15 protein-coding genes are annotated in these 20,252 nt (G+C 72.9%); 8 read left to right on the forward strand and 7 right to left on the reverse strand.

The genetic code is table 11. The features are described 5' to 3' along the window. Positions 1-10: 10 nt before the first annotated feature. The gene (locus tag ABT122_RS00150) at positions 11-2,788 is read left to right on the forward strand and encodes a glycosyl hydrolase (RefSeq protein WP_351542820.1); all 2,778 of its coding nucleotides are present in this window, start codon (positions 11-13) and stop codon (positions 2,786-2,788) included. 127 nt (positions 2,789-2,915) lie between these two features. Here the strand turns inward: ABT122_RS00150 and ABT122_RS00155 are convergent, their stop codons facing one another. Continuing rightward, complete coding sequence (locus ABT122_RS00155; RefSeq protein WP_351542823.1) at positions 2,916-5,630, reverse strand: FG-GAP repeat domain-containing protein; 2,715 nt, start codon at positions 5,628-5,630, stop codon at positions 2,916-2,918. A gap of 564 nt (positions 5,631-6,194) precedes the next feature. Between ABT122_RS00155 and ABT122_RS00160 the strand changes: the two genes are divergently transcribed. From ABT122_RS00160 to ABT122_RS00175, 4 genes are read left to right on the forward strand one after another with little or no spacing between them, the layout of a single operon-like run. After that, positions 6,195-6,950: a (5-formylfuran-3-yl)methyl phosphate synthase gene (locus ABT122_RS00160; protein WP_351542826.1), complete on the forward strand. Its 756-nt coding sequence runs from the start codon at positions 6,195-6,197 to the stop codon at positions 6,948-6,950. Positions 6,951-6,958: 8 nt separating this feature from the next. After that, positions 6,959-8,362: an aldehyde dehydrogenase family protein gene (locus ABT122_RS00165; protein ID WP_351542829.1), complete on the forward strand. Its 1,404-nt coding sequence runs from the start codon at positions 6,959-6,961 to the stop codon at positions 8,360-8,362. A 39-nt stretch (positions 8,363-8,401) separates the two neighbouring features. Further along, on the forward strand, positions 8,402-9,505 hold the full coding sequence (locus ABT122_RS00170; RefSeq protein ID WP_351543207.1) for an NAD(P)-dependent alcohol dehydrogenase: 1,104 nt from the start codon (positions 8,402-8,404) through the stop codon (positions 9,503-9,505). A gap of 40 nt (positions 9,506-9,545) precedes the next feature. Beyond that, the gene (locus ABT122_RS00175; protein WP_351542832.1) at positions 9,546-10,499 is read left to right on the forward strand and encodes a class I SAM-dependent methyltransferase; all 954 of its coding nucleotides are present in this window, start codon (positions 9,546-9,548) and stop codon (positions 10,497-10,499) included. Here the strand turns inward: ABT122_RS00175 and ABT122_RS00180 are convergent. The 4 genes from ABT122_RS00180 to ABT122_RS00195 form a co-directional block, all read right to left on the reverse strand. Next, complete coding sequence (locus ABT122_RS00180; RefSeq protein WP_351542835.1) at positions 10,483-11,661, reverse strand: MFS transporter; 1,179 nt, start codon at positions 11,659-11,661, stop codon at positions 10,483-10,485. The genes ABT122_RS00175 and ABT122_RS00180 overlap by 17 nt on opposite strands. Continuing rightward, on the reverse strand, positions 11,658-13,214 hold the full coding sequence (locus tag ABT122_RS00185; RefSeq protein ID WP_351542838.1) for a tripartite tricarboxylate transporter permease: 1,557 nt from the start codon (positions 13,212-13,214) through the stop codon (positions 11,658-11,660). Before ABT122_RS00185 ends, ABT122_RS00180 begins: the two co-directional genes overlap by 4 nt. After that, positions 13,214-13,750 (reverse strand): tripartite tricarboxylate transporter TctB family protein, encoded by a 537-nt coding sequence (locus ABT122_RS00190; RefSeq protein ID WP_351542841.1) that lies wholly within the window; start codon positions 13,748-13,750, stop codon positions 13,214-13,216. Before ABT122_RS00190 ends, ABT122_RS00185 begins: the two co-directional genes overlap by 1 nt. A 73-nt stretch (positions 13,751-13,823) precedes the next feature. Continuing rightward, positions 13,824-14,834 (reverse strand): Bug family tripartite tricarboxylate transporter substrate binding protein, encoded by a 1,011-nt coding sequence (locus tag ABT122_RS00195; protein WP_351542844.1) that lies wholly within the window; start codon positions 14,832-14,834, stop codon positions 13,824-13,826. A 134-nt stretch (positions 14,835-14,968) separates the two neighbouring features. Between ABT122_RS00195 and ABT122_RS00200 the strand changes: the two genes are divergently transcribed. The 3 genes from ABT122_RS00200 to prpB are packed head-to-tail and all read left to right on the forward strand — an operon-like array spanning position 14,969 to position 18,115. Next, positions 14,969-15,688 (forward strand): GntR family transcriptional regulator, encoded by a 720-nt coding sequence (locus tag ABT122_RS00200; protein WP_351542847.1) that lies wholly within the window; start codon positions 14,969-14,971, stop codon positions 15,686-15,688. After that, positions 15,685-17,202 carry an MmgE/PrpD family protein gene (locus ABT122_RS00205; protein WP_351542850.1) on the forward strand — a complete coding sequence of 506 codons (1,518 nt, stop codon included), beginning with the start codon at positions 15,685-15,687 and terminating at the stop codon, positions 17,200-17,202. Before ABT122_RS00200 ends, ABT122_RS00205 begins: the two co-directional genes overlap by 4 nt. Positions 17,203-17,212: 10 nt before the next feature. Beyond that, positions 17,213-18,115 carry a methylisocitrate lyase gene (gene prpB, locus ABT122_RS00210; RefSeq protein WP_351542853.1) on the forward strand — a complete coding sequence of 301 codons (903 nt, stop codon included), beginning with the start codon at positions 17,213-17,215 and terminating at the stop codon, positions 18,113-18,115. A gap of 55 nt (positions 18,116-18,170) precedes the next feature. On the opposite strand, the gene ABT122_RS00215 is transcribed toward prpB, so the two are convergent. Together ABT122_RS00215 and ABT122_RS00220 are read right to left on the reverse strand one after the other, a co-directional pair. Then, positions 18,171-18,719, reverse strand: coding sequence for a class I SAM-dependent methyltransferase (locus ABT122_RS00215; protein ID WP_351542856.1), 549 nt, complete (start codon positions 18,717-18,719; stop codon positions 18,171-18,173). 176 nt (positions 18,720-18,895) lie between these two features. Further along, positions 18,896-20,125: a cytochrome P450 family protein gene (locus ABT122_RS00220; protein ID WP_351542858.1), complete on the reverse strand. Its 1,230-nt coding sequence runs from the start codon at positions 20,123-20,125 to the stop codon at positions 18,896-18,898. Between the last annotated feature and the right edge of the window lie 127 nt (positions 20,126-20,252).

Below are 20,252 nucleotides of genomic sequence, written 5' to 3' on the forward strand. Positions count from 1 at the left end.
GGTGCTGCCCATGCGAACCTCTCTCCCCGGACCCTCCCCGGCCATCGCCCTGGCCGTCGCCCTGACCCTCGCGGGTCCGGCTCCCGCCGCCGCCCCGGCCGCCGCCGGCACCGTCCCCGCCGGTTCCGGCAGCTACACCGACACCCGCCCGGCCGGAACCTCCGGGCCGGCCACCGACACCGGCACACCGGTCACCCCCAAGCTGACCGCCGCCGCCCGGAACAAACCGGTCCCGACCAACGACTGGTGGTCCTCCCTCGCCTACCAGCGCTACGGCGACAACCCGTACTCCACCCCGATGTACGGCCACCCCCTCACCTACCAGGCGAAAGCCTCCGGCCTCGAAGTCGGCTACCCGACCGCGCCCGCGATCGTCGGCGACGGCCGGCAGTACGAGTACCCCCACCGGGCCGACCTCACCATCGGCCTCAGCGGCCTCAACTCCCCCGACACCAGGGCCGACGCCTGGTCCGACTGGACGGTCACCCCCTACTGGGCGGACGGCACCCGCACCTTCCGGGCGACCATCGGCCACGGTCTGCCCTTCGTGTACGCCAGGGGCTCCGGCGGCGACGCCCGTGTCACCACCGCCTCCGCGCCCACCGTCTTCGCGGACAGCGGCAATGTCCTCGGCATCACCGTCGCCGGGCACCACTACGCCCTCTTCGCCCCGACCGGCGGCGACTGGAACGTCTCCGGCTCCACGATCACGGCCCCGCTCGGCTCCAGGGAGTACTTCTCGCTCGCGGTCCTGCCCTCCACCGACGCGCTCGCGGTCTACCGGAAGTACGCCTTCAGCTTCGTCACCGGCTCCCGGGTGGACTGGCAGTCCACCGGCGGCACGGTCAGGGCCACGTACACCCTGACCACGGAGGCCAGGGAGGGCACCGAGCGCGGCACCCTCCAGGCCCTCTACCGCCATCAGTGGCTGCACACCACCGACCCGCTCACGCCGTACACCTATGTCTCGCCGCGCGGCACGATGAAGGTGCGGGAGTCCGCGTCCTTCACCACCAGCCAGCGGGGCAGCGGTGTGCTGCCCGCCCTGCCCGCGTCCAGCCGGGTCGACCGGGCACGGCTGACCGGCTACCTCCACGAGGTGGCGAACGCCTCCGACCCGTTCTCCGGGGCGACGGACACCTACTGGACCGGAAAGGCGCTCGGCCGGCTCGCCCAGCTGGTGCCCATCGCCGACCAGATCGGCCTGCCCGCCGTGCGCGACAAGCTCATCGGACTGATGAAGGGCCGGCTCCAGGAGTGGTTCACGGCGGGCGGCTCCGGCCAGTTCGGCTACGACGGCGAGTGGAAGACCCTCACCGGCTACCCGGCCTCGTACGGCAGCGACACCGAACTCAACGACCACCACTTCCACTACGGCTACTACCTCTACGCGGCGGCGGTCATCGCCCAGTACGACCAGGCCTGGGCGGCGGAATCGGCCTGGGGCGCCATGGTCGGGCACCTGGTGCGCGACACCGCCAACCCCAGCCGCACCGACTCCGCCTACCCCTTCCTGCGCGGCTTCGACGTCTACGCGGGCCACAGCTGGGCCTCCGGTCACCAGGGCTTCGCGGCGGGCAACAACCAGGAGGCCTCGTCGGAGTCGGTCAACCTCAGCGCCGCACTGGTGCTGTGGGGCTCGGCCACCGGCGACACCGCGCTGCGCGATCTCGGCAGCTATCTGCTGACCACCGAGTCCGAGGCGATCACCCAGTACTGGTTCGACGCGAGCCGGCAGGTCTTCCCCGACTCCTTCCGCCATGACACGGTCGGGATGGTCTGGGGCAGCGGCGGCGCGTACGCCACCTGGTGGACCGCGAACCCGGAGGAGATCCACGGCATCAATGTGCTCCCGGTCACCGGCGGTTCGCTCCATCTGGCCCGGGAGAAGGCGGCCATCACGCGCAATATCGCGGAGATGGAACGCGAGAACGGCGGTCCGGCCCAGGAGTGGCGCGATCTGCTGTGGGAGTTCGAGTCACTGGCCGATCCGGCACGGGCGAAGTCCCGGTGGGACGCGGGCCACGCCGGTTACACCCCGGAGCAGGGCGAGTCCAGGGCGCACACCTACCACTGGATCGCCACGCTGGACGCGCTCGGCGCGCCGGACATGACGGTGAGCGGCTCCATCCCGACCTCCGCCGTCCTCGCCGGGAACGGCGTCCGCACCTATGTCGCCCACAACCACGGCCCGGCCGCCCGCACGGTCACCTTCTCGGACGGCGCGTCCCTGTCCGTGCCCGCCCGCTCGACCGCGACCGGCACCGGCGGCGGCGGAAACCCGGACCCCGGGGACCCCGGTCCGTCCACCGGCAACACCTTCCGGCTCAGGACCGGCGGCATCCTCACCACCGCCACCGACGACCAGCCGGGCGCCGACACCCTGGCGTCGGCGGACGGCGTCAACCGGGACGGCACTCCGTACCGCCCGGCGGTCTACGAGATCAGGAGGGTCGACGGGAGGCTGGTACCGGGCGCCGCGACCGCCTTCCGCCTGCGGGTGGACGCGGGCACGGCCGTCGGGCTCGCGCCCCAGGTGCGGGTGGGTTACGACCTGACCGGCGATGGCACCTTCGACCGGACGGAGACCTACCGCTACTTCGCGACCGACCCGGTCACCGGCTGGGAGGAGTACACCCAGGCGGTGGGCGTCAAGGCGGCCACCGGCGGCCTCGGCGACCTGGTGGGCGGCACCGTCCGGCTGGAGATCTGGAACGCGCTCGGCGACAGCGGTTCCCGGGTGCAGACCGGCACCGAGGGGGCGGTGCTCAGAATCCCGTACGAGTAGGTCACTCCGCTCCCTCCGGCGCGCCCGTGCCCCCGGGCCTGAGCGGCCGGGGGCACGGGCGGGCGGAACCGGGAAGCCCGATCCGGACGGAGACCGGGAGGCGGGATCAGGAGACCGGGAGGCGGGATCAGAAGATGACCGTGTACCCTTTCCAGCCGCCGGCGATCCTCGTGCGGGGGCCGAACGATCCCCTGCCGTCGCCGCTGTTGCGGTAGAGGTCGCCCGCCGAGTCCCGGGAGACCAGGTCGGGGCGGCCGTCCCCGGTGATGTCACCGGCGCCGACGATGGTGTTGTACGCGTTGCCCCAGCCGGTGAAGAGCTTCACCCGGTTCTTCAGCGTGCCCTTGCCGGTGCCGTCGAAGCGGTACAGCACCCCGTCCCGGGCGCGGGCCACGACATCGCCGGCCCCGTCGCCGTTGAGGTCGCCGGCGCCGGTGATGTGGGTGTACGTCCAGCCGGAGCCGATCTTCCTGCCCGCCGCCAGGGTGCCGTCGCTCTTCGCCGCGAAGAGGTGGAGCGTGCTGTCGGACGCCTTGCGCGCCAGCAGGTCGGGCCGCCGGTCGCCGGTGAGGTCGCCCGGCGAGGTGAGGACGTTGTACGCGGACCAGCCCTGGCCCAGCGAGGTCGACGGGGAGGCCGGGGTGAGCGCCTTGCCGCAGCCGGGGCGGTGGGCGCGCAGTTCGCCGTCGGGCCGCCGCACCAGCACGTCGTTGCAGCCGTCGCCGTTCACATCGCCGAAGGGCACGGCCACCGTCCTCGCCTTCCAGCCGCCGCCCGAGACCTTCCCGGCGTAACCGCCGGCCCCCGTGCCCTGCTGGAAGGTGAACGCGCCCGAGGAGTTCAGCGTCAGCAGGTCGGCGACGCCGTCCCCGCCCGCGTGGTCCCGGAAGGCCGGGGCGGCGGCGGGAGCCGCTTCCACCAGATGGATGGCTTCCCCCGGCCCCACGTGGGCGACCCGGTTGGTGTGCGGGTCCAGGGTCCAGCGGAGCTGCCTGCGGTCGCCGATGGAGCCGCCCTCGTCGGGGGCGACCTGCGCCAGCCGGCCGGTGACCGCCTTGCCGGAGGTCAGCGCCGTGCGCCAGAGCGCGGCGCTGCCGTGGTCCTGGTGGACGAGTACGCCGTCGCCCAGCAGCGCCGGGCTGTCGCTCACCGGGACGGAGCCGCCGCGGGCCCGGTCGAGGACACCCGCCTTGTTCTCGGCGTCGCAGTGCCAGTACACCCAGCGGCCCACGGCCTGGAGCTCATCGGGGACGCAGGCGGTGCCGGTGTTGACGGTGACCGCCGGGTCGGCGGAGCCCAGCCGGGTCAGGGAGAGCTTGCCCGGCTTCTCCGCGGTCCACAGCCGGCCCTCCCAGAGCGCCGCGGCCCTGGCCCGGTACTCCCTGGCGGTGGTGGGCTCGCGCCAGTCCAGGAGGAAGTGGCGTCCGTCGCCGCGGGAGGTGAGCGTATGGCTGCCGCTGACGCTCCGCACCGTGCTCCAGGCGAGTCCGGGGGCGGTCGCCTCGGTGACCCGGCCCTGGGCGTCCTGCCGGAAGAGCCGCTCGCGCTGCTGGTGGACCACGGACCCGTCACCGGCGCCGTACAGCTCCTCGCAGGCGATGCCGGCGGCGCACGACGGCTGGTGGAGCGCGCCCTGGCGTACCGGCCCGGCCTGCGGGTTCTTCCCGGCGGGGACGGTACGGGAGTGGAACCGGACCTGTCCGGCGGACGGCGCCGTGCGGTCGGTCCAGCTGAGCGTGGAACGGGAGAACGCGAGGCCGGTGACCGCGGCTTCGATCGGCGGCAGGCCGGCCAGCCGGGTGACGGCGAGGGTGCCGTCCGCTTCCTGGGTGACCCGGTGCACGGCCCAGTCGTCGGCGCCGGTACCACCGGCGTGGACACCCGATCCGTCCGCGGCGCCGCCGGGGCCGCCGCCCAGCGTGGAGCCGTGCGACTTCTCGAGCAGCTGCCGCCGCGGTCCGCCGTCGAGCGGGAGGGCCACGAGCGCGCCCAGCTCGCCCGCCTCCCGCGCCACCACATGGTCGCCGACGAGGATGTGGCCGGAGGTCCCCGCCAGGGAGTCGGCGGTGAGGGCGATCTCCGGAGCGTTCGGGTCGTCCCGGCGCTGGAGCCGGATCTCACCGCTCTCCGCGCGCCATCCGATGTACTGGTCGGAGAGCAGATACCGGCGTGAGTCGCGTCCCTGGACGGGCTCAAGGAACGGGGTCATCCGGCCGGACTCCAGATCGACCAGAGTCGCCTGGTGGGCGCCGGGTCCTGTCTCCCCGTCGAGCACCCGGTGGGTGATCAGCGCGGTGCGGGCGTCCCGCACGGCCACGGTGACCGGCGACGGGCTGCCCGGGAAGCCGCTGATCTGCCGCTGGAGGGTGGAGCCGCCCGGTCCGGGCTTCAGCAGATGAAGCGACCCGGTCCGGGTGCCGTCCATCCGCGCGGCGATGACGGTGGTGCCGGCGACCTTGAGGGTGCGCAGCTCGCGGGGGACGGTGACCGAGCCCCGGCCCCCTCCGTCGGGGCCGCTGAAGTGGTAGGTGCCCAAGCGGTACTCGTGGAAGGTGTCGGACGCGCCGGGCCGGGGCTGATGGTTCCTCAGCCAGGACAGATCCCAGCTCCTGCCCGTCGCGTACTCGGTCCAGCGGTAGTGCGCGGAGCCCTCGGGCTTCGAGGCGAAGCCGGTCTGGCCGAGTCCGCTGACCCTCAGCTCACGCGGCGTGGTCCGCGTCGCGGCGGGCAGCACCGTCTCGCCCGCGGCCCTGGCCTGCGGCTGCGGCTGCGGCTGCGCCGGGAGCTGGGCCCGGGCCTGCGGGGCGGTGGTCAGCAGCCCCGCTCCGACCGACAGCGCCACCGCCGCGGCGGCTCCCCGGCGTACCCCCTTCGGGCCGTCCGCACGTCGGGTCGCACGTCCGGTCGCCGACGCACGCGGGCGCGGCTGAGTCGATCCGGTCAACAGGGTCCTCCCCAGAACCTGACTGCCCGAAGGCAGAAGAAGAAAGAAGGGCATCGTGGGATGCCGCCGGTGCAGTCCACCCCGGTCTCCCCTGACCGATGGTGTCACCATGTAACGAGGCACGGATGCTAACAGGCAGGTCAACGGCGCTGTGGGCGCGGGTGGGCGGCACCGGCGCCCGCTGGCCGGACGGTTGGGCGGTCAAGGGCTCCTCCGGGTCCGGGGAGGTCGGCGGGGGTGCGTCCCGAGCCGGGGTGCCGAGGGGCGTGAAGGGATCGGCGAGCGCCGCTCCGTACCGGCGTGCACGGCACACGGCACGCACCGCGGAGATCTCTCTTCGGGCGCCGAGCGCCCTACCGAGGGCCCCGGGCCGCGGTGATGATGAAGCGGACCGCATGTGATCCAGGCGACTCCGCATCTCTGCCGCGCGGCCGGGTGGACACGCGGAGGAAGGAATCCACCGTGCTGCTTCTCATCTCCCCGGACGGTGTCGAGGAGGCCCTCGACTGCGCGAAGGCGGCGGAGCATCTCGACATCGTCGATGTCAAGAAGCCCGACGAGGGCTCGCTCGGCGCGAACTTCCCGTGGGTGATCAGGGAGATCCGCGAAGCGGTCCCGGCGGACAAACCGGTCTCCGCCACCGTGGGAGACGTGCCGTACAAGCCCGGCACGGTGGCCCAGGCGGCGCTCGGCGCCGCCGTCTCCGGAGCCGCGTACATCAAGGTCGGTCTCTATGGATGCACGACCCCGGAGCAGGCGGTCGAGGTGATGCGCGGGGTCGTCCGGGCGGTCAAGGAGTACCGGCCGGACGCGTTCGTCGTCGCATCGGGCTATGCCGACGCCCACCGGATCGGCTGTGTCAATCCGCTCGCCCTGCCCGATATCGCGCTGCGCTCCGGCTCCGACGCGGCGATGCTCGACACCGCGGTCAAGGACGGGACCCGGCTCTTCGACCACGTTCCGCCGGACGCGTGCGCGGAGTTCGTCCGGCGGGCCCACGACGCCGGTCTGCTCGCCGCTCTCGCGGGCAGTGTGCGGGTGGGCGATCTCGGGGTGCTGACCCGTGTGGGCGCGGACATCGTGGGGGTGCGCGGGGCGGTCTGCGAGGGGGGCGACCGCACCACCGGGAGGATTCAGCCCCGGCTGGTGGCCGCCTTCCGGGCGGAGATGGACCGGCGGGCCCGGGAGCACGCGGCCGCCGTCACCACCGCGGGCTGACCGCCGGTATGGCGACCCCCCGGCCCCGTCGTGTGCCCGGGAGCGGCGGCGAGCGCTTCGCCGTCCTCGACCCGGCGACCGGCGAGGCTTTCGACGAGGCCCCGGATCTGCGGCCGGACGCCCTGGACGCCGTCGTCGGCCGGGCCCACGAGGCCTGGCGCGGCTGGCGGGCCGACCCCGCCGCCCGCTCCCGCGCGCTGCTCGCGGCGGCCGCCGCCGTGGAGGCGGCCGGGGCCGACCTCGCTCCCCTGCTCACCCGGGAACAGGGCAAGCCCCTGGCCGAGTCGTACGCGGAGATCGCCCGCACGGCGGCCCGGCTGCGGTACTTCGCCGGGCTCGCCCCCGAGTGCCGGCCGATCGCGGACGGCCGGCCGGTGCGCGGCGAGATCCGCTGGCGGCCGCTCGGGCCCGTCGCCGCGATCGTCCCGTGGAACTTTCCCCTCCAGCTCGCGTCGGCGAAGTTCGCGCCCGCGCTCGCGGCCGGCAACACGGTGGTGCTCAAGCCCTCCCCCCACACCCCTCTCGCCACCCGCCGGCTGGTGTCCGTCGTCTCCGCGGCGCTCCCCGAGGACGTGCTGACCGTCGTCACCGGCCACGAACCCCTCGGCGCCCGGCTCGCCTCCCATCCGGGCATCCGCCATGTCACCTTCACCGGTTCGGCTCCCACCGGCAGGGCCGTGGCGCGCGGAGCCGCGGCCTCGCTCGCCCGGGTCACCCTGGAGCTGGGGGGAAATGACGCCGCTGTCCTGCTGGAGGACGTGGATGTGGAGGGGATCGCGGACCGGCTCTTCTGGGCCGCGTTCCGCAACTGCGGACAGGTCTGCATGGCGGTCAAACGCGTCTACGCCCCGGCCCGGCTCCACTCCGCCGTCGTCGAGGCGCTCGCGCACCGGGCGAGGAGCACGGTCGTCGGCGCCGGCCTCGATCCGGACACCCGGATGGGCCCGGTCAACAACGCCCCCCAGCTGGCCCGGGTCGAGCGCCGCACGGCGCGGGCCCTGGCCGCCGGCGCCCGGGCCGCGGCCGGCGGCGGGCGGCTGGACCGGCCGGGCTGGTTCCACGCCCCGACGATCCTGACCGATGTGCCGCCCGACAGCGCGGTGGTGACGCGGGAGCAGTTCGGCCCGGTCCTGCCGGTGCTGCCGTACGGGAGTCTCGACGAGGCCGTGGCCGCCGCCAACGGCACCGGCTTCGGGCTGGGCGGCTCCGTGTGGGGGACGGATCTCGACCGGGCCGAGTCGGTGGCCGAGCGGCTGGAGTGCGGGACGGCGTGGATCAACCACCACGCCGAACTCTCCCTCGCGCAGCCCTTCGCGGGCGTCAAGGAGAGCGGCGTGGGCGTCGCGGGCGGGCCCTGGGGGCTGTACGGGAATCTCCGGCCGTTCGTTCTGCACCGTCCCGAGGAGGCGTGAGAGGCGTGAGAGGCATGAGGAGGCGTGGGAGGCATGGGGATGCGGTTCGACGCGGCGGTGCTGCGCTCGCCCGATGGCCGGTTCGCGGTGGAGGAGGTGCTGCTGCACGAGGGTCCGGCCGAGGGCGAGATCCTCGTCAGGATCGCCGGCTGCGGGATGTGCCGGACCGATCTCGTGGTCCGGCGTCCCGCGGGCCGCTCACCGCTGCCGGCGGTCCTCGGCCACGAGGGGGCCGGGGTCGTGGTGGAGACGGGCGGCCCGGGCACCGGTCTGCGTACCGGCGACCATGTCGTGCTGAGTTTCGACTCCTGCGGGCGCTGCCGGAGCTGCCTGGGCGCCGCCCCGGCCCACTGCGAGTCCTTCGCCCCGCTCAACCTCTTCGGGGGGCGCGCGGAGAGCGCCGCGCGGTTCACCGACGCGGCCGGGGGCCGGCTGGCCCCGCGGTGGTTCGGCCAGTCCTCGTTCGCCGAGTACGCGATCGTCGCGGCCCGCAACGCCGTGCGGGTCGACCCCTCGCTCCCGATCGAACTGCTGGGGCCGCTCGGCTGCGGCTTCCTCACCGGCGCCGGGGCGGTTCTCCACTCCTTCGGGGCGGGGCCCGGCGACACCGTGGCGGTTCTCGGCGCGGGCGCGGTGGGCCTGGCCGCGGTGATGGCGTGCGCCGCCTCGGGAGCGACGGTCGTCGCCGTCGACCGCCACCCCGAACGGCTGGCACTCGCCGAGCGGTTCGGCGCGGTCCCGCTGCACTCCGCCTCGGCCGGCCTGCCCGGCCTGATCGCGCGGCTGACCGACGGCGGCGCACAGTACGCGCTGGACACCACGGCCTCCGCCCCGCTGATCAACGACGCGCTCCGGGCGCTGCGCCCGGCCGGGCACCTCGGCCTGGTGGCCCGGCTCCACACCGCGCTGGCGCTCCAGCCGGGAACGCTGGACCGGGGCCGGAGAATCTCCCACATCTGCGAGGGGGACGCCGTGCCGGGCCTGCTGATCCCGCGGCTCACCGGGCTGTGGCAGGCCGGACGGTTCCCCTTCGACGAGCTGATCCGCACCTACCCGCTGGCCGAGGTGAACGAGGCCGAGCGGGACTGCGACGCGGGCCGTGTGGTCAAGCCCGTGCTGCTGCCGGAGCGGGGGAGCCGGTGAGCGCGGCGTTCCGTGGTCCCCACTCGTCCCAGGAGGACAGATGACCGGCACAGCGCCCCCTCACACCGGTACCGAGGGAGTGGAGGGAGGCATCGGCGTGACCGCTCTGCTGGTCGCCGCGGCACGGGCGATCGAGACCCACCGTCACGACGCCCTGGCACGGGACGTCTACGCGGAGCACTTCGTCCGCGCCGCGCCGGCGTCCGCGGGGTGGCCGGTCCGCCCGGAGCAGGTCGCGGACGGGGAGGCGAACCCGCTGTGGGGGCGCTTCGCGCGCTACTTCGGTCTGCGGACGAGGGTCCTCGACGACTTCCTCCTCCGGTCGGTGCGCTCGGGGGACGCCCGTCAGGTGGTGCTGCTCGGGGCGGGGCTCGACGCACGGGCGTACCGGCTCGACTGGCCTTCCGGCTGTGTGGTCTTCGAGATGGACCGGGAGGGGGTGCTCGCCTTCAAGCACCGGGTGCTCGACGGGGTCTCGGCCGCGCCGAGGGCCGCGCGCGTGCCGATCCCGGTCGATCTGCGCGCCGACTGGGCCGGGGCGCTCACCGGCGCGGGCTTCGACCCGGCCGCGCCGAGCGTCTGGCTGGCCGAGGGGCTGCTGTTCTATCTGCCTCCCGCCACGGAGTCGTCTCTCATCGGGACGGTGGACCGGCTGAGCACCGAGGGGAGCGCCCTGGCGTTCGAGGTCAAACTGGAGCCGGATCTGCTGGCGTACCGCGACAGTCCGCTCTACACCGCGACGGCGGAGCAGATCGGCATCGATCTGCTGGGTCTGTTCGACAGGGAGCCCCGGCCCGACTCCACCGGTGATCTGGCGGGCCGGGGCTGGTCCACGTCGGTCCTCACCCCCTTCGACTTCACCCGCCGGCTCGGGCGGGGCCCGCTGCCCGAGCCGAACGACGCGCTGGCCGGCAACCGCTGGGTGTTCGCGACCAGGGCCCGGGAGAACCGGGGCCGCCCCGGGCCGGGCGAACCGGTCAGGGATCGTCGCTGATCAGGAACCGCGCGGCGGCCGCCGTGCCGAGCAGTCCGATCCCCGTGACCACGAAGATCCCGCCCGTCCCGATGCTGCCCGTGAACGCGCTGAGCACGGCGGGGATCAGTGACTGGCCGACGCGGTTGCCGCTCAGGCGCAGGGCCAGCCAGGTGGAGACGGTGCCGGGCGGCGCGGCGGCGGTCACGATCGACATGGAGAGCGGCTGGCCGATCCCGAGGGCGAATCCGGCGACGGCGAGCAGGAGCCCCGAGACCACGACCGGCCCGGGAACGGCGAGGGCGCCCACGGCCGCGCCGGCGACGATGGTGGAAACATGGGCGAGCCGGGTCCTGCCCACCCGGTCGGCCAGCCGGGCCAGTCCGAGCCGCGAGGCCATCGTCGCCGCCGCGCGCACCGCCAGCAGCACACCGACGGTCGCCGACGGGATCTCACGCTCCACCCCGAGAGCGGGGAGGTAGACCTGTATCAGGTCGACCGCCGCGAGGACGAGCATGCTGAGCAGCATCGCGCCCGTCATGGTGCGCCGGGTCGTCCGGGGGACACGGAGGGCGGAGCGCAGCGACTGACCGCCGCCGGGTTTCCGGTCGGCGGTCCCCGGCGGGGCCAGAAGTCCGGTCACCGCGAGCAGGGCCACACAGGTGCCCGTGTAGATGGCGAAGAGGAGACCGGTGTCCGGGAGCACCGCGCTCCCCCCGACGACCGACAGCACCAGCGGCGCCGCCGCCTGGCCCAGCGAGCCCACGAAGGTGTAGGTGCCGAAGGCGGAGTCGAGCCGCTCGCGCCCGAGCCGGGCGACCAGTGTCTGCTGGCCGACGATCGCGAGGAGGTGCCCGAGGCCGACGACGGCGTTCCAGATCAGCAGGCTCGCCAGATTCTCCGACCAGGTGAGGACCCCCACCCCCGCTCCGGTCATCAGCAGACCGCCGATGACCAGGCTCGGCCCGACATGGCCGCTGTCGTTCCAGCGCCCGATCGAGACGGCGACGACGAGCGGCAGGAGAGCGAAGCTCGCGGCGATGAGGCCCACCAGCCGCGGGTCCACCCCCAGCTCGATCGCGCGGTAGGCCGAGGTCGGCCGGACGATGTACGCGGCGAGCTGGAGGAGGAACGCGTGGAACAGGAGGGCCGCGGGGACCCTCGGGGGCCCGGGGAGTCTCAACGGTCCGAGGACTCCCGGAGCTCGGGAACCTCGTCGTCGCGGCCGGCTCCGGCGGGCACGGGGCTGTGGCGCCGCGCCGCCCTGCGGAGCAGGAACCCGCCGAGGAGGACGGCGGCCAGCGTGAGGTACACGGCGATCGTGAACGGCGTCGACACCAGCGTGGTGATGTCACCGCCCGCGATGTCGAGCGCCCGCCGCAGCTGGACCTCCGCGAGCGGCCCGAGGATCGCGCCCACGATCATCGGTGACACGGGGAAGCCGAACCGGCGCATGAGATAGCCGGCGAGACCGAAGAAGAGCAGCACTCCCACATCGAACGGGCTGCCGTTCACGGCGTAGGTGCCGAGCAGCGCGAAGACCATGATCCCGGCGAAGAGATAGGGCTTGGGGATCTTGAGGATCTTCACCCAGAGGCCGATGAGCGGCAGATTCAGCCCGAGCAGGATGACGTTCGCGATGAGCAGGCTGGCGATGAGCCCCCAGACGAGCGCGCCCTGGGTGTCCAGCAGTTGCGGGCCGGGCTGGATGCCGTACTGCTGGAAGGCGACGAGGATGACGGCCGCCGTGGCGGAGGTGGGGATGCCGAGCGTCAGCAGGGGTACGAGGGTGCCGGCGGCGTTGGCGTTGTTCGCGGCCTCCGGCCCCGCCACCCCCTCGATCGCGCCGTGGCCGAACTCCTCCCGGCGCTTGGACAGCTTCCGTTCCAGGGTGTAGGAGAGGAAGGTCGGTATCTCGGAGCCGCCCGCGGGGATCACCCCGAGCGGGAAGCCGATGGAGGTTCCGCGCAGCCAGGGCCGCCAGGAGCGCCGCCAGTCCTCGCGGCTCATCCAGCGCTTGCCCTTGCGCACGGGCATGATGTCGAAGCGGCTCGACGCCTGGTGGGCCGCCACATAGAGCACCTCGCCCATCGCGAAGAGGGCGACGATGAGGACGACCGTGTCGATGCCGTCGAGCAGGGGCACCTGTCCGAAGGTCAGACGCTGCTGGCCGCTCTGGAAGTCGAGTCCGACGAGGCCGACGGCGAGCCCGAGTGCCATGGAGACGAGGCCGCGGAGGGGTGAGCTGCCGACGAGCGCGCTGACGGTGAGGAAGGCGACCACCATGAGCGCGAAGTAGTCCTGGGCGCCCAGCCGGATCGCGACCTCCACCATCCACGGCGCGAAGAAGGCGAGCAGAAGTGTGGCGATGGTCCCGGCGACGAACGATCCGATGGCGGCGGCGGCCAGGGCGGCGGCACCGCGGCCCCCGCGTGCCATCTTGTTGCCGTCGATCGCGGTGATGACCGAACCGGACTCGCCGGGGGTCTTCAGCAGGATCGCCGTGGTCGATCCGCCGTACATGGCGCCGTAGTAGATGCCGGCGAACATGATGAACGCGCCGGCCGGCTCCAGGCCGTAGGTCATCGGCAGGAGCAGGGCGATGGTCAGCGCGGGGCCGATGCCCGGCAGTACACCGATCAGTGTCCCGACCATGGTGCCGATCAGCGCGAAGAGCAGATTCTCCGGGGTGACGGCGTGCGAGAGCCCGTGGAGGAGTCCTTCCCAGCCCGACATCAGAGCACCCCTTCCAGCACACCGGGGGCGAGCGAGATGCCGAGGGCCCGGGTGAAGACGAGGTACACCACGAGGGAGAGCACGACGGCGATACCCGCCGACCTGAGGTGGCTCCGGGCCCCGACGGCCCAGGCGGTGAGCCAGAACGCGAGCGCGGAGACGATGACATAGCCGAGCGTCTCGACACCGGCGATGAAGATCAGCACGGCTGCCGTGCAGACGGCGAACGGTATCCACTTGGTGGTGCGGACATCGACGTCGCCCTCGGCCGAATCGGCCTCACCGCGCTGTCCCCGGGCCACTTGGACACCGAGGACGGCCGCGAGGACGATGAGCAGAACGCCGACCACCTTCGGCATGAAGCCGGCTCCGACCCCCGACGCGGAGGTGGAGGCCGCCTGCCCGATGCCGTCGAGCAGGATGACCACGCCGATGGCGAGGAGCCCGGCGGTCACGGCCCACTCGCCCAGGGCCGCACCCCGGTGTTCGGGGGCCGGGGCCGGGGGTGGCTCGGGTGGTGTCGGGTGGGTGCTCATGGGAGTGCCTTTCTCACGCCGGTCGGCGGGTGCCCGCACGGAGCGGCGGGCACCCCACCACGGGACTCGGGGGTTACTTCTTGGACAGGCCGAGCTTGTCGAGGACTCCCTTGACCCGGGTGTTCTCCTCCTTCAGCCAGGTGCCGAACTCGTCACCGGCGATGAAGTTGTCGTTCCAGGCGTTCTTGACGACGAGGTCCTTCCAGGCCTGCGAGTCGTGCATCCGCTTCAGGGCCTCGACGTGCTGGGTCCTGGTCGCGGCGTCCATGCCGCCCGGGGCCATCATCGAGCGCCAGTTCTGGAACTCCAGCGACGGGTCGACGTCGGCGGCGGTCTGGGCGAACTCGACGCCCTCCATGGGCTTGAGCGACGAGACGAAGAGACCCTTCATCTTGCCGTCCTTGATCTGGGCGGAGAACTCGCTGAGGCCCGAGACGCCCGCCTGGACCTTGCCGCCGAGGATCGCCGTGGTCGCCTCGCCACCACCGCTGTACGGCACATAGTTGACGTCGGCGGGCTTGACGCCGTAGTGCTCGGCGAGCAGGCCGATGAAGATGTGGTCGGCGCTGCCGGCCGAGCCGCCCGCTATGGAGACCGACTTGGGGTCCTTCTTGATCGCCGCGAAGAGGTCCTCGACCGAGTCGTAGGGCGAGTCCTCGGGCGTGACGATGACCTCGTACTCGCCCATGAGCCGGGCGAGCGGGGTGAGGTCGTCCAGCGTGACATCGGTGCCGTTGCTGATGACACCGCTCATCATGGCGAGGCCCGAGGCGATCCAGAGGTCCTTCTTGCCCTTCTGGGGCGCGACCTGTGCGAGGGCCACGGTGCCCGAGGCCCCCGGGACGTTCTTCACCTCCGGTGCCTTCGCGAGGTCGGTGGATCTCAGCGCGTCCTGGACGGCGCGGGCGGCCTGGTCCCAGCCGCTGCCCGGCGCCGCGGGCGCGATGATCTCAAGCCGGTCGAGCGCCTGGAACTGCCCGCCGCCCCGGGGCTTGTCGCCCGACGAGGTGTCGCTGCCGCTGCCGCATGCGCTGAGGGCAAGGACAGCGACCGCTGCTGCGGCGGCGGTACGGGTGAACTTCATGGAGACGTCCTTGTCTCTCGGACGGAGTGTCGTGGGAGACGGAATGTATACAGACAGCGGGGTGCCCACAAGAGTCTGTGCAGATATAGCGGTCTATCGTGACCGAGGGACCAACTCGTGTATACACTCCGCCCATGTCGACCACTTCCCCCACCGCCGCGGAACGTGCCTACGCACACCTGCGGTCGGAGATACTCGACGGTGTCCTGCCCCCCGGTGCTCCCCTCTTAGAAGTGGAGCAGTCCGAGCGGCTGGGAGTCTCCCGCACCCCCGTGCGCGAGGCCCTGCGCCGCCTGTCCGCGGAGGGCCTCGTCGAGCCGTCGGGCAAGCGGGGCCTCGTCGTCACCCAGGTCCACGACCGCGATGTGCGGAGCCTCTTCGAACTGCGCGCCTGTCTGGAGGCCCAGGCCGCGCAGCTCGCCGCGGTCCGTGGCGAGCCCGTCGTCTTCGCCGCCTTCGGGGACCAGTTCACCCGGTGGCACACCCTCTTCCGCGGCCCGGCCGTCTCGGACGCCCAGGTGAGCGAGTACTTCGCGCTCATCCGGCGGTTCGACACCGCCATCGGCGAGGCGGCGGACAACTCCTTCCTCGCCGACGCGATGGAGAATCTGCGGACCCATGTCGCCCGGGTGCGCCGCATGGCCGGCCACTCCCAGGGCCGGCTGGAGGCCTCCGCTTCGGAACACTCGCTCATCGCCCGGGCCATCTCCCGGCGCGACGCGGCGCTCGCCCTGCACGCCACCCAGGTTCATCTGCACAACAGCGTCGAGCACTTCCGCCAGTCCTGGCGTCCCGCCGAGCGGGACGCGTCCGAGGGCCCCGGCCCCACCACAGCAACGGAGACGCCCCGATGAGAAACCACCCCCTCCGATCCCACCGCAGCGAGGAGAACCTCCCACGCGAGGAGCAACTGGCCTGGAAGATGGCGCAGGTGGCCACGGACCCGGTCGAGGTCGGCGACTCCGTCACCGAGATGATCGTCAACCGCTTCATCGACAACGCGGCCGTCGCGGCGGCCTCCGTCGGCCGCTCGGCGCCGTCGTCGGCGCGCGAGCAGGCCCTGTCGCACGCGCCGAGCCGCGGGGGCGCGGGGGCGACGCTCTTCGCGCTGGGGCCGGATGTGCGCACCAGTCCCGAATGGGCGGCGTACGCCAACGGGGTCGCGGTCCGCGAACTCGACTACCACGACACCTTCCTGGCCGCGGACTACTCGCACCCCGGTGACAACATCCCGCCGGTCCTCGCCGTGGCACAGCACGCCGGCAGGGACGGGCGGGCGCTCGTCCGCGGCATCGCGACCGGCTACGAGCTCCAGATCGACCTCGTGCGCGCCATCAGCCTGCACAAGCACAAGATCGACCACATCGCGCACCTCGGCCCGTCGGCCGCGGCGGGCATCGGAACGCTGCTCGGCCTGGACCCCGAGGTGATCCACCAGGCCATCGGCCAGGCGCTGCACACCACGACCACGACCCGCCAGTCCCGCAAGGGCGAGATCTCCTCGTGGAAGGCGTACGCGCCCGGGTTCGCCGGGAAGCTCGCCGTGGAGGCGGTGGACCGGGCGATGCGCGGGGAGACGAGCCCGGCCCCGATCTACGAGGGCGAGGACGGGGTCATCGCCTGGCTGCTCGACGGCCCGGACGGACGGTACGAGGTGCCGCTCCCGGGTCCGGGAGAGCCCAAGGAGGCGATTCTGCTCAGCTACACCAAGGAGCACTCGGCGGAGTACCAGGCCCAGGCCTGGATCGACCTGGCGCGGAGGCTGCTGCGCGAACACCCCGAGGCGGCGGACCCCGCCGGGGTCGAGAGCATAGTGGTCCACACCTCGCACCACACCCACTACGTCATCGGCTCGGGCGCGAACGACCCGCAGAAGTACGACCCGCGCGCCTCGCGGGAGACACTCGACCACTCGCTGCCCTACATCCTCGCCGTCGCGCTCCAGGACGGGCGCTGGCACCATGTCGACTCGTACGCCACCGAGCGGGCCACACGCCCCGACACCGTCGCGCTCTGGCAGAAGATCACCACGGTCGAGGACCCGGTGTGGACGGAGCGGTACCACGCGGCCGGCGACAGCCAGTCGTACGGCGGCCGGGTCGTGGTGACGTTCCTGGACGGCCGGACCGTCGAGGACGAGATCGCCGTCGCGGACGCGCACCCCGCCGGGGCCCGCCCCTTCGCCCGGGAGGAGTACGTCGAGAAGTTCCGCACCCTCGCGACACCCGTGCTGGGCGACGACGAGGTGAAGCGGTTCCTCGGTCTGGCGCTGCGGCTCCCGGAGCTGACGGCGGACGAGGTCCGGGACCTGACCTTCGTCGTCCGGGCGGGCCAGCTGCCGCCCGCCGGGCGACCCGGAATTCTCTGAGGAGCGGGCGATGCTCTACACGACGCGAACCCCCACCGAGAAGCGCCAGTCCTTCCGCCGGCGGCTGGCCTCCGGTGAACTGCTGCGGCTGCCCGGCGCCTTCAACCCGCTCTCGGCGCGGCTCATCGAGCGCCGGGGCTTCGACGGTGTCTATGTGTCGGGGGCGGTGCTGAGCGCCGATCTCGGACTTCCGGACATCGGGCTGACGACCCTCACCGAGGTCGCGGCCCGCACCCGGCAGATCACCCGGGTCACCGACCTGCCCACCCTCGCCGACGCCGATACGGGATTCGGCGAGCCGATGAACATCGCGCGCACCGTCCAGGAACTGGAGGACGCCGGTCTCGCGGGTCTGCACATCGAGGACCAGGTGAACCCCAAGCGCTGCGGCCACCTCGACGGGAAGCAGGTGGTCGGCGCCGGGACCGCGGTACGGCGGATCAGGGCGGCCGTGGACGCCCGGCGCGATCCCGACTTCCTGCTGGTGGCCCGCACCGACGTGCGCGCCGCCGAGGGCGTCGAGGCGACGATCGAGCGGGCCCGCCGGCTGGTGGACGCCGGCGCGGACGCGGTCTTCCCGGAGGCGCTGCGGACCCTGGAGGAGTTCGCCCGCGTCCGCGCGGCGATCGATGTGCCGCTCCTCGCCAATATGACCGAGTTCGGCAAGAGCGAGCTGTTCACCGCCGACCAGCTGAGGGACGTCGGCGTCAACATCGTGATCTGGCCGGTCTCGCTGCTGCGGATGGCGATGGGGGCCGCGGACCGCGGTCTGAGCACCCTGCTGGACGAGGGCTCGCTCACCAACCGGCTCGACGAGATGCAGCACCGGCGTGATCTGTACGACCTCGTGGACTACGAGGGCTACAGCCGCTTCGACTCCTCCGTCTTCGACTTCCGCCTGGAGACGGAGTGAGCGGCGAGCGATGACGGGGCCGGCCCGGCCGCCGCGCGCCTCGCGGCGTCGGCGGTCAGGGCCGGCGGTGCACCGATACGGCGTACCCGCCACCGGTCCAGGGGTCGCGGGACCAGGTCGCGTACCGCGCTTCGAGGGCGAGTCCCGCCGCTCGGCAGTGTGTGTCGTAGTCGTCCAGGGTGTAGCCGCGGTCCAGGGAGAACCCCGCGACGAGACGGCCGCCCGGCCGCAGGTGGGCCGCAACCGAGGCGACCAGGGCGGGCTCGGTCCCGGGCGGGGTGAAGAGCGGGACGTTGCCCGCCATCACCACGGCGTCGAACGACCGCCCCAGGTCGAGGCCGACCAGGTCGCGCCGGTGCCAGGGGAGGTCCGGCGCGAGGCGCCGGGCGGTGGTGAGCATCGAGTCGTCGATGTCCACCCCCGTGACGTCGATCCCGTGCCGGGCCAGCTCGATGGCGACCCGGCCGGTGCCGCAGCCGGCGTCGAGCACTGTCCCCGGGGTGGGGGTGAGGGAGCGCACGAGCGCGGCCTCACCGTGGACATCGCCGCCGCCGGCGGCGATCCGCTCGAACCGGGCCTGGTAGTCGTCACCGTTCCACGTCATCCTCCCACCCTGGCACACCCGCCTCTCCCTGCCGGAGGGGAGATGGAGAAGCGGGGGTTCGGGGGCCCGGCCCCCGACTGTGGCCCGCACCGTGCGGGGTCCCGCGGCGCAGGGTCCGTCCTCAAACGCCGGACGGGCTGAAATCGCCCGGGTCACCCGTAGCCCGGGGGCGGGGGTCAGGCCGCGTGTCCGTGCAGCAGCACCGGCAGCGTCTCGTAATCGTTCCCGATGAAAGACCTCTGAGGCTCCAGCCTCTCCCTCCCCACCGCGAGATCCATATCGGGAAACCGCTCGAACAACCGCGGCAGCGCCACCCCCGCCTCCAGCTTCGCCAGGGGCGCGCCGATGCAGTAGTGGACACCGAAGCCGAAGGCGAGATGCGCCTTGTCGGCGCGGTCCAGCCGGAAGGCCCCGGGGTCCCCGTGAGCCTCGGGGTCGCGCCCGTGCGCGCCGAAGTGGATGACGATGGTGTCCCCCGTGCGGAGCACCACCCCCTCGCCGAGATCGATGTCGGCGGTGGCGTACCGCAGCGGCAGATGCATGATCGGCGCGTGCAGCCGCAGGGTCTCCTGCGCCACGTCGTCCCAGCGGCCGGGCTCGCCGAGAGCGAGTTCGAGCTGGTCGCGGTGGGTGAGGAGTTCGCATACGGCGTGGTTGATGAGCGAGGTCGTCGTCTCGGTCCCGGCCGCGATCATATTGAAGAGGGTGGAGACCATCTCGTGGTCGGTGAGCCGTTCGCCGTCCTCCGTCTGCGCGGCGATCAGCGCACTGGTCATGTCGTCACCGGGTTCGCGGCGCTTGGTCTCCACCAGGTGCCGCATGGCGTTCATCATGGTGTCGCGGGTGGCGGCGGCCTCCTCCTCGGTGGCCTCGGTGTCGAGGGACGCCGAGATGGCGTGCAGCATCGCCGGCCGGTCCTCCTCCGGCATGCCGAAGAGGTCGCAGATGACCCGGTTGGGGAGCTGGTGGGAGAAGGCGGCGCGCAGATCGACGGGCCGGCCGGGGTCGCCGGCCGCCATCGTCTCCAGCAGATCGGCGGTGATCTTCTCGATGGCGGGGCGCAGCTCCTGGACGCTCCGGGGGGTGAACGCCTTGCCGACCAGGGCGCGCAGCCGTTCGTGGTCGGCTCCGTCGGTGGTGAACATGGAGGCGACGTCCACCCAGGGGTTGAGCCAGGGTATGGCCCCGGGCTCGTAGCCGGGCCAGGACTTGCGGGCGTCCTTGGAGACGTCCGGGGAGGAGAGGAGCCGCTTGGCGATGTCCCCGCGCGTCACGGACCAGGCGGTGAGACCCTCGGGCAGTTCGATCCGGACGGCGGGTCCGGCGGCCCGGAGTTCATCGGTCTGGAGCTGGAGCTGTTCCCCTCCACGGCTGGTGAGTTCCACGGCACTGCTGGTGGGTGTCACGCTGTTTCTCCTGTTCGCTGACGGTGGCGGCGGGTGGTGGTGCCCGCCGTGCCCGCGCCGCCACGGCCGCGGGCCGGGGGTGCCGGAAGCAGTCGGCCGCCGGTGGGGCCGCGGCTCCGGCGCGTTC

Source organism: Streptomyces sp. NPDC001985 (genome assembly GCF_040296845.1).
In the GTDB taxonomy this organism is placed as follows: Bacteria; Actinomycetota; Actinomycetes; order Streptomycetales; family Streptomycetaceae; genus Streptomyces.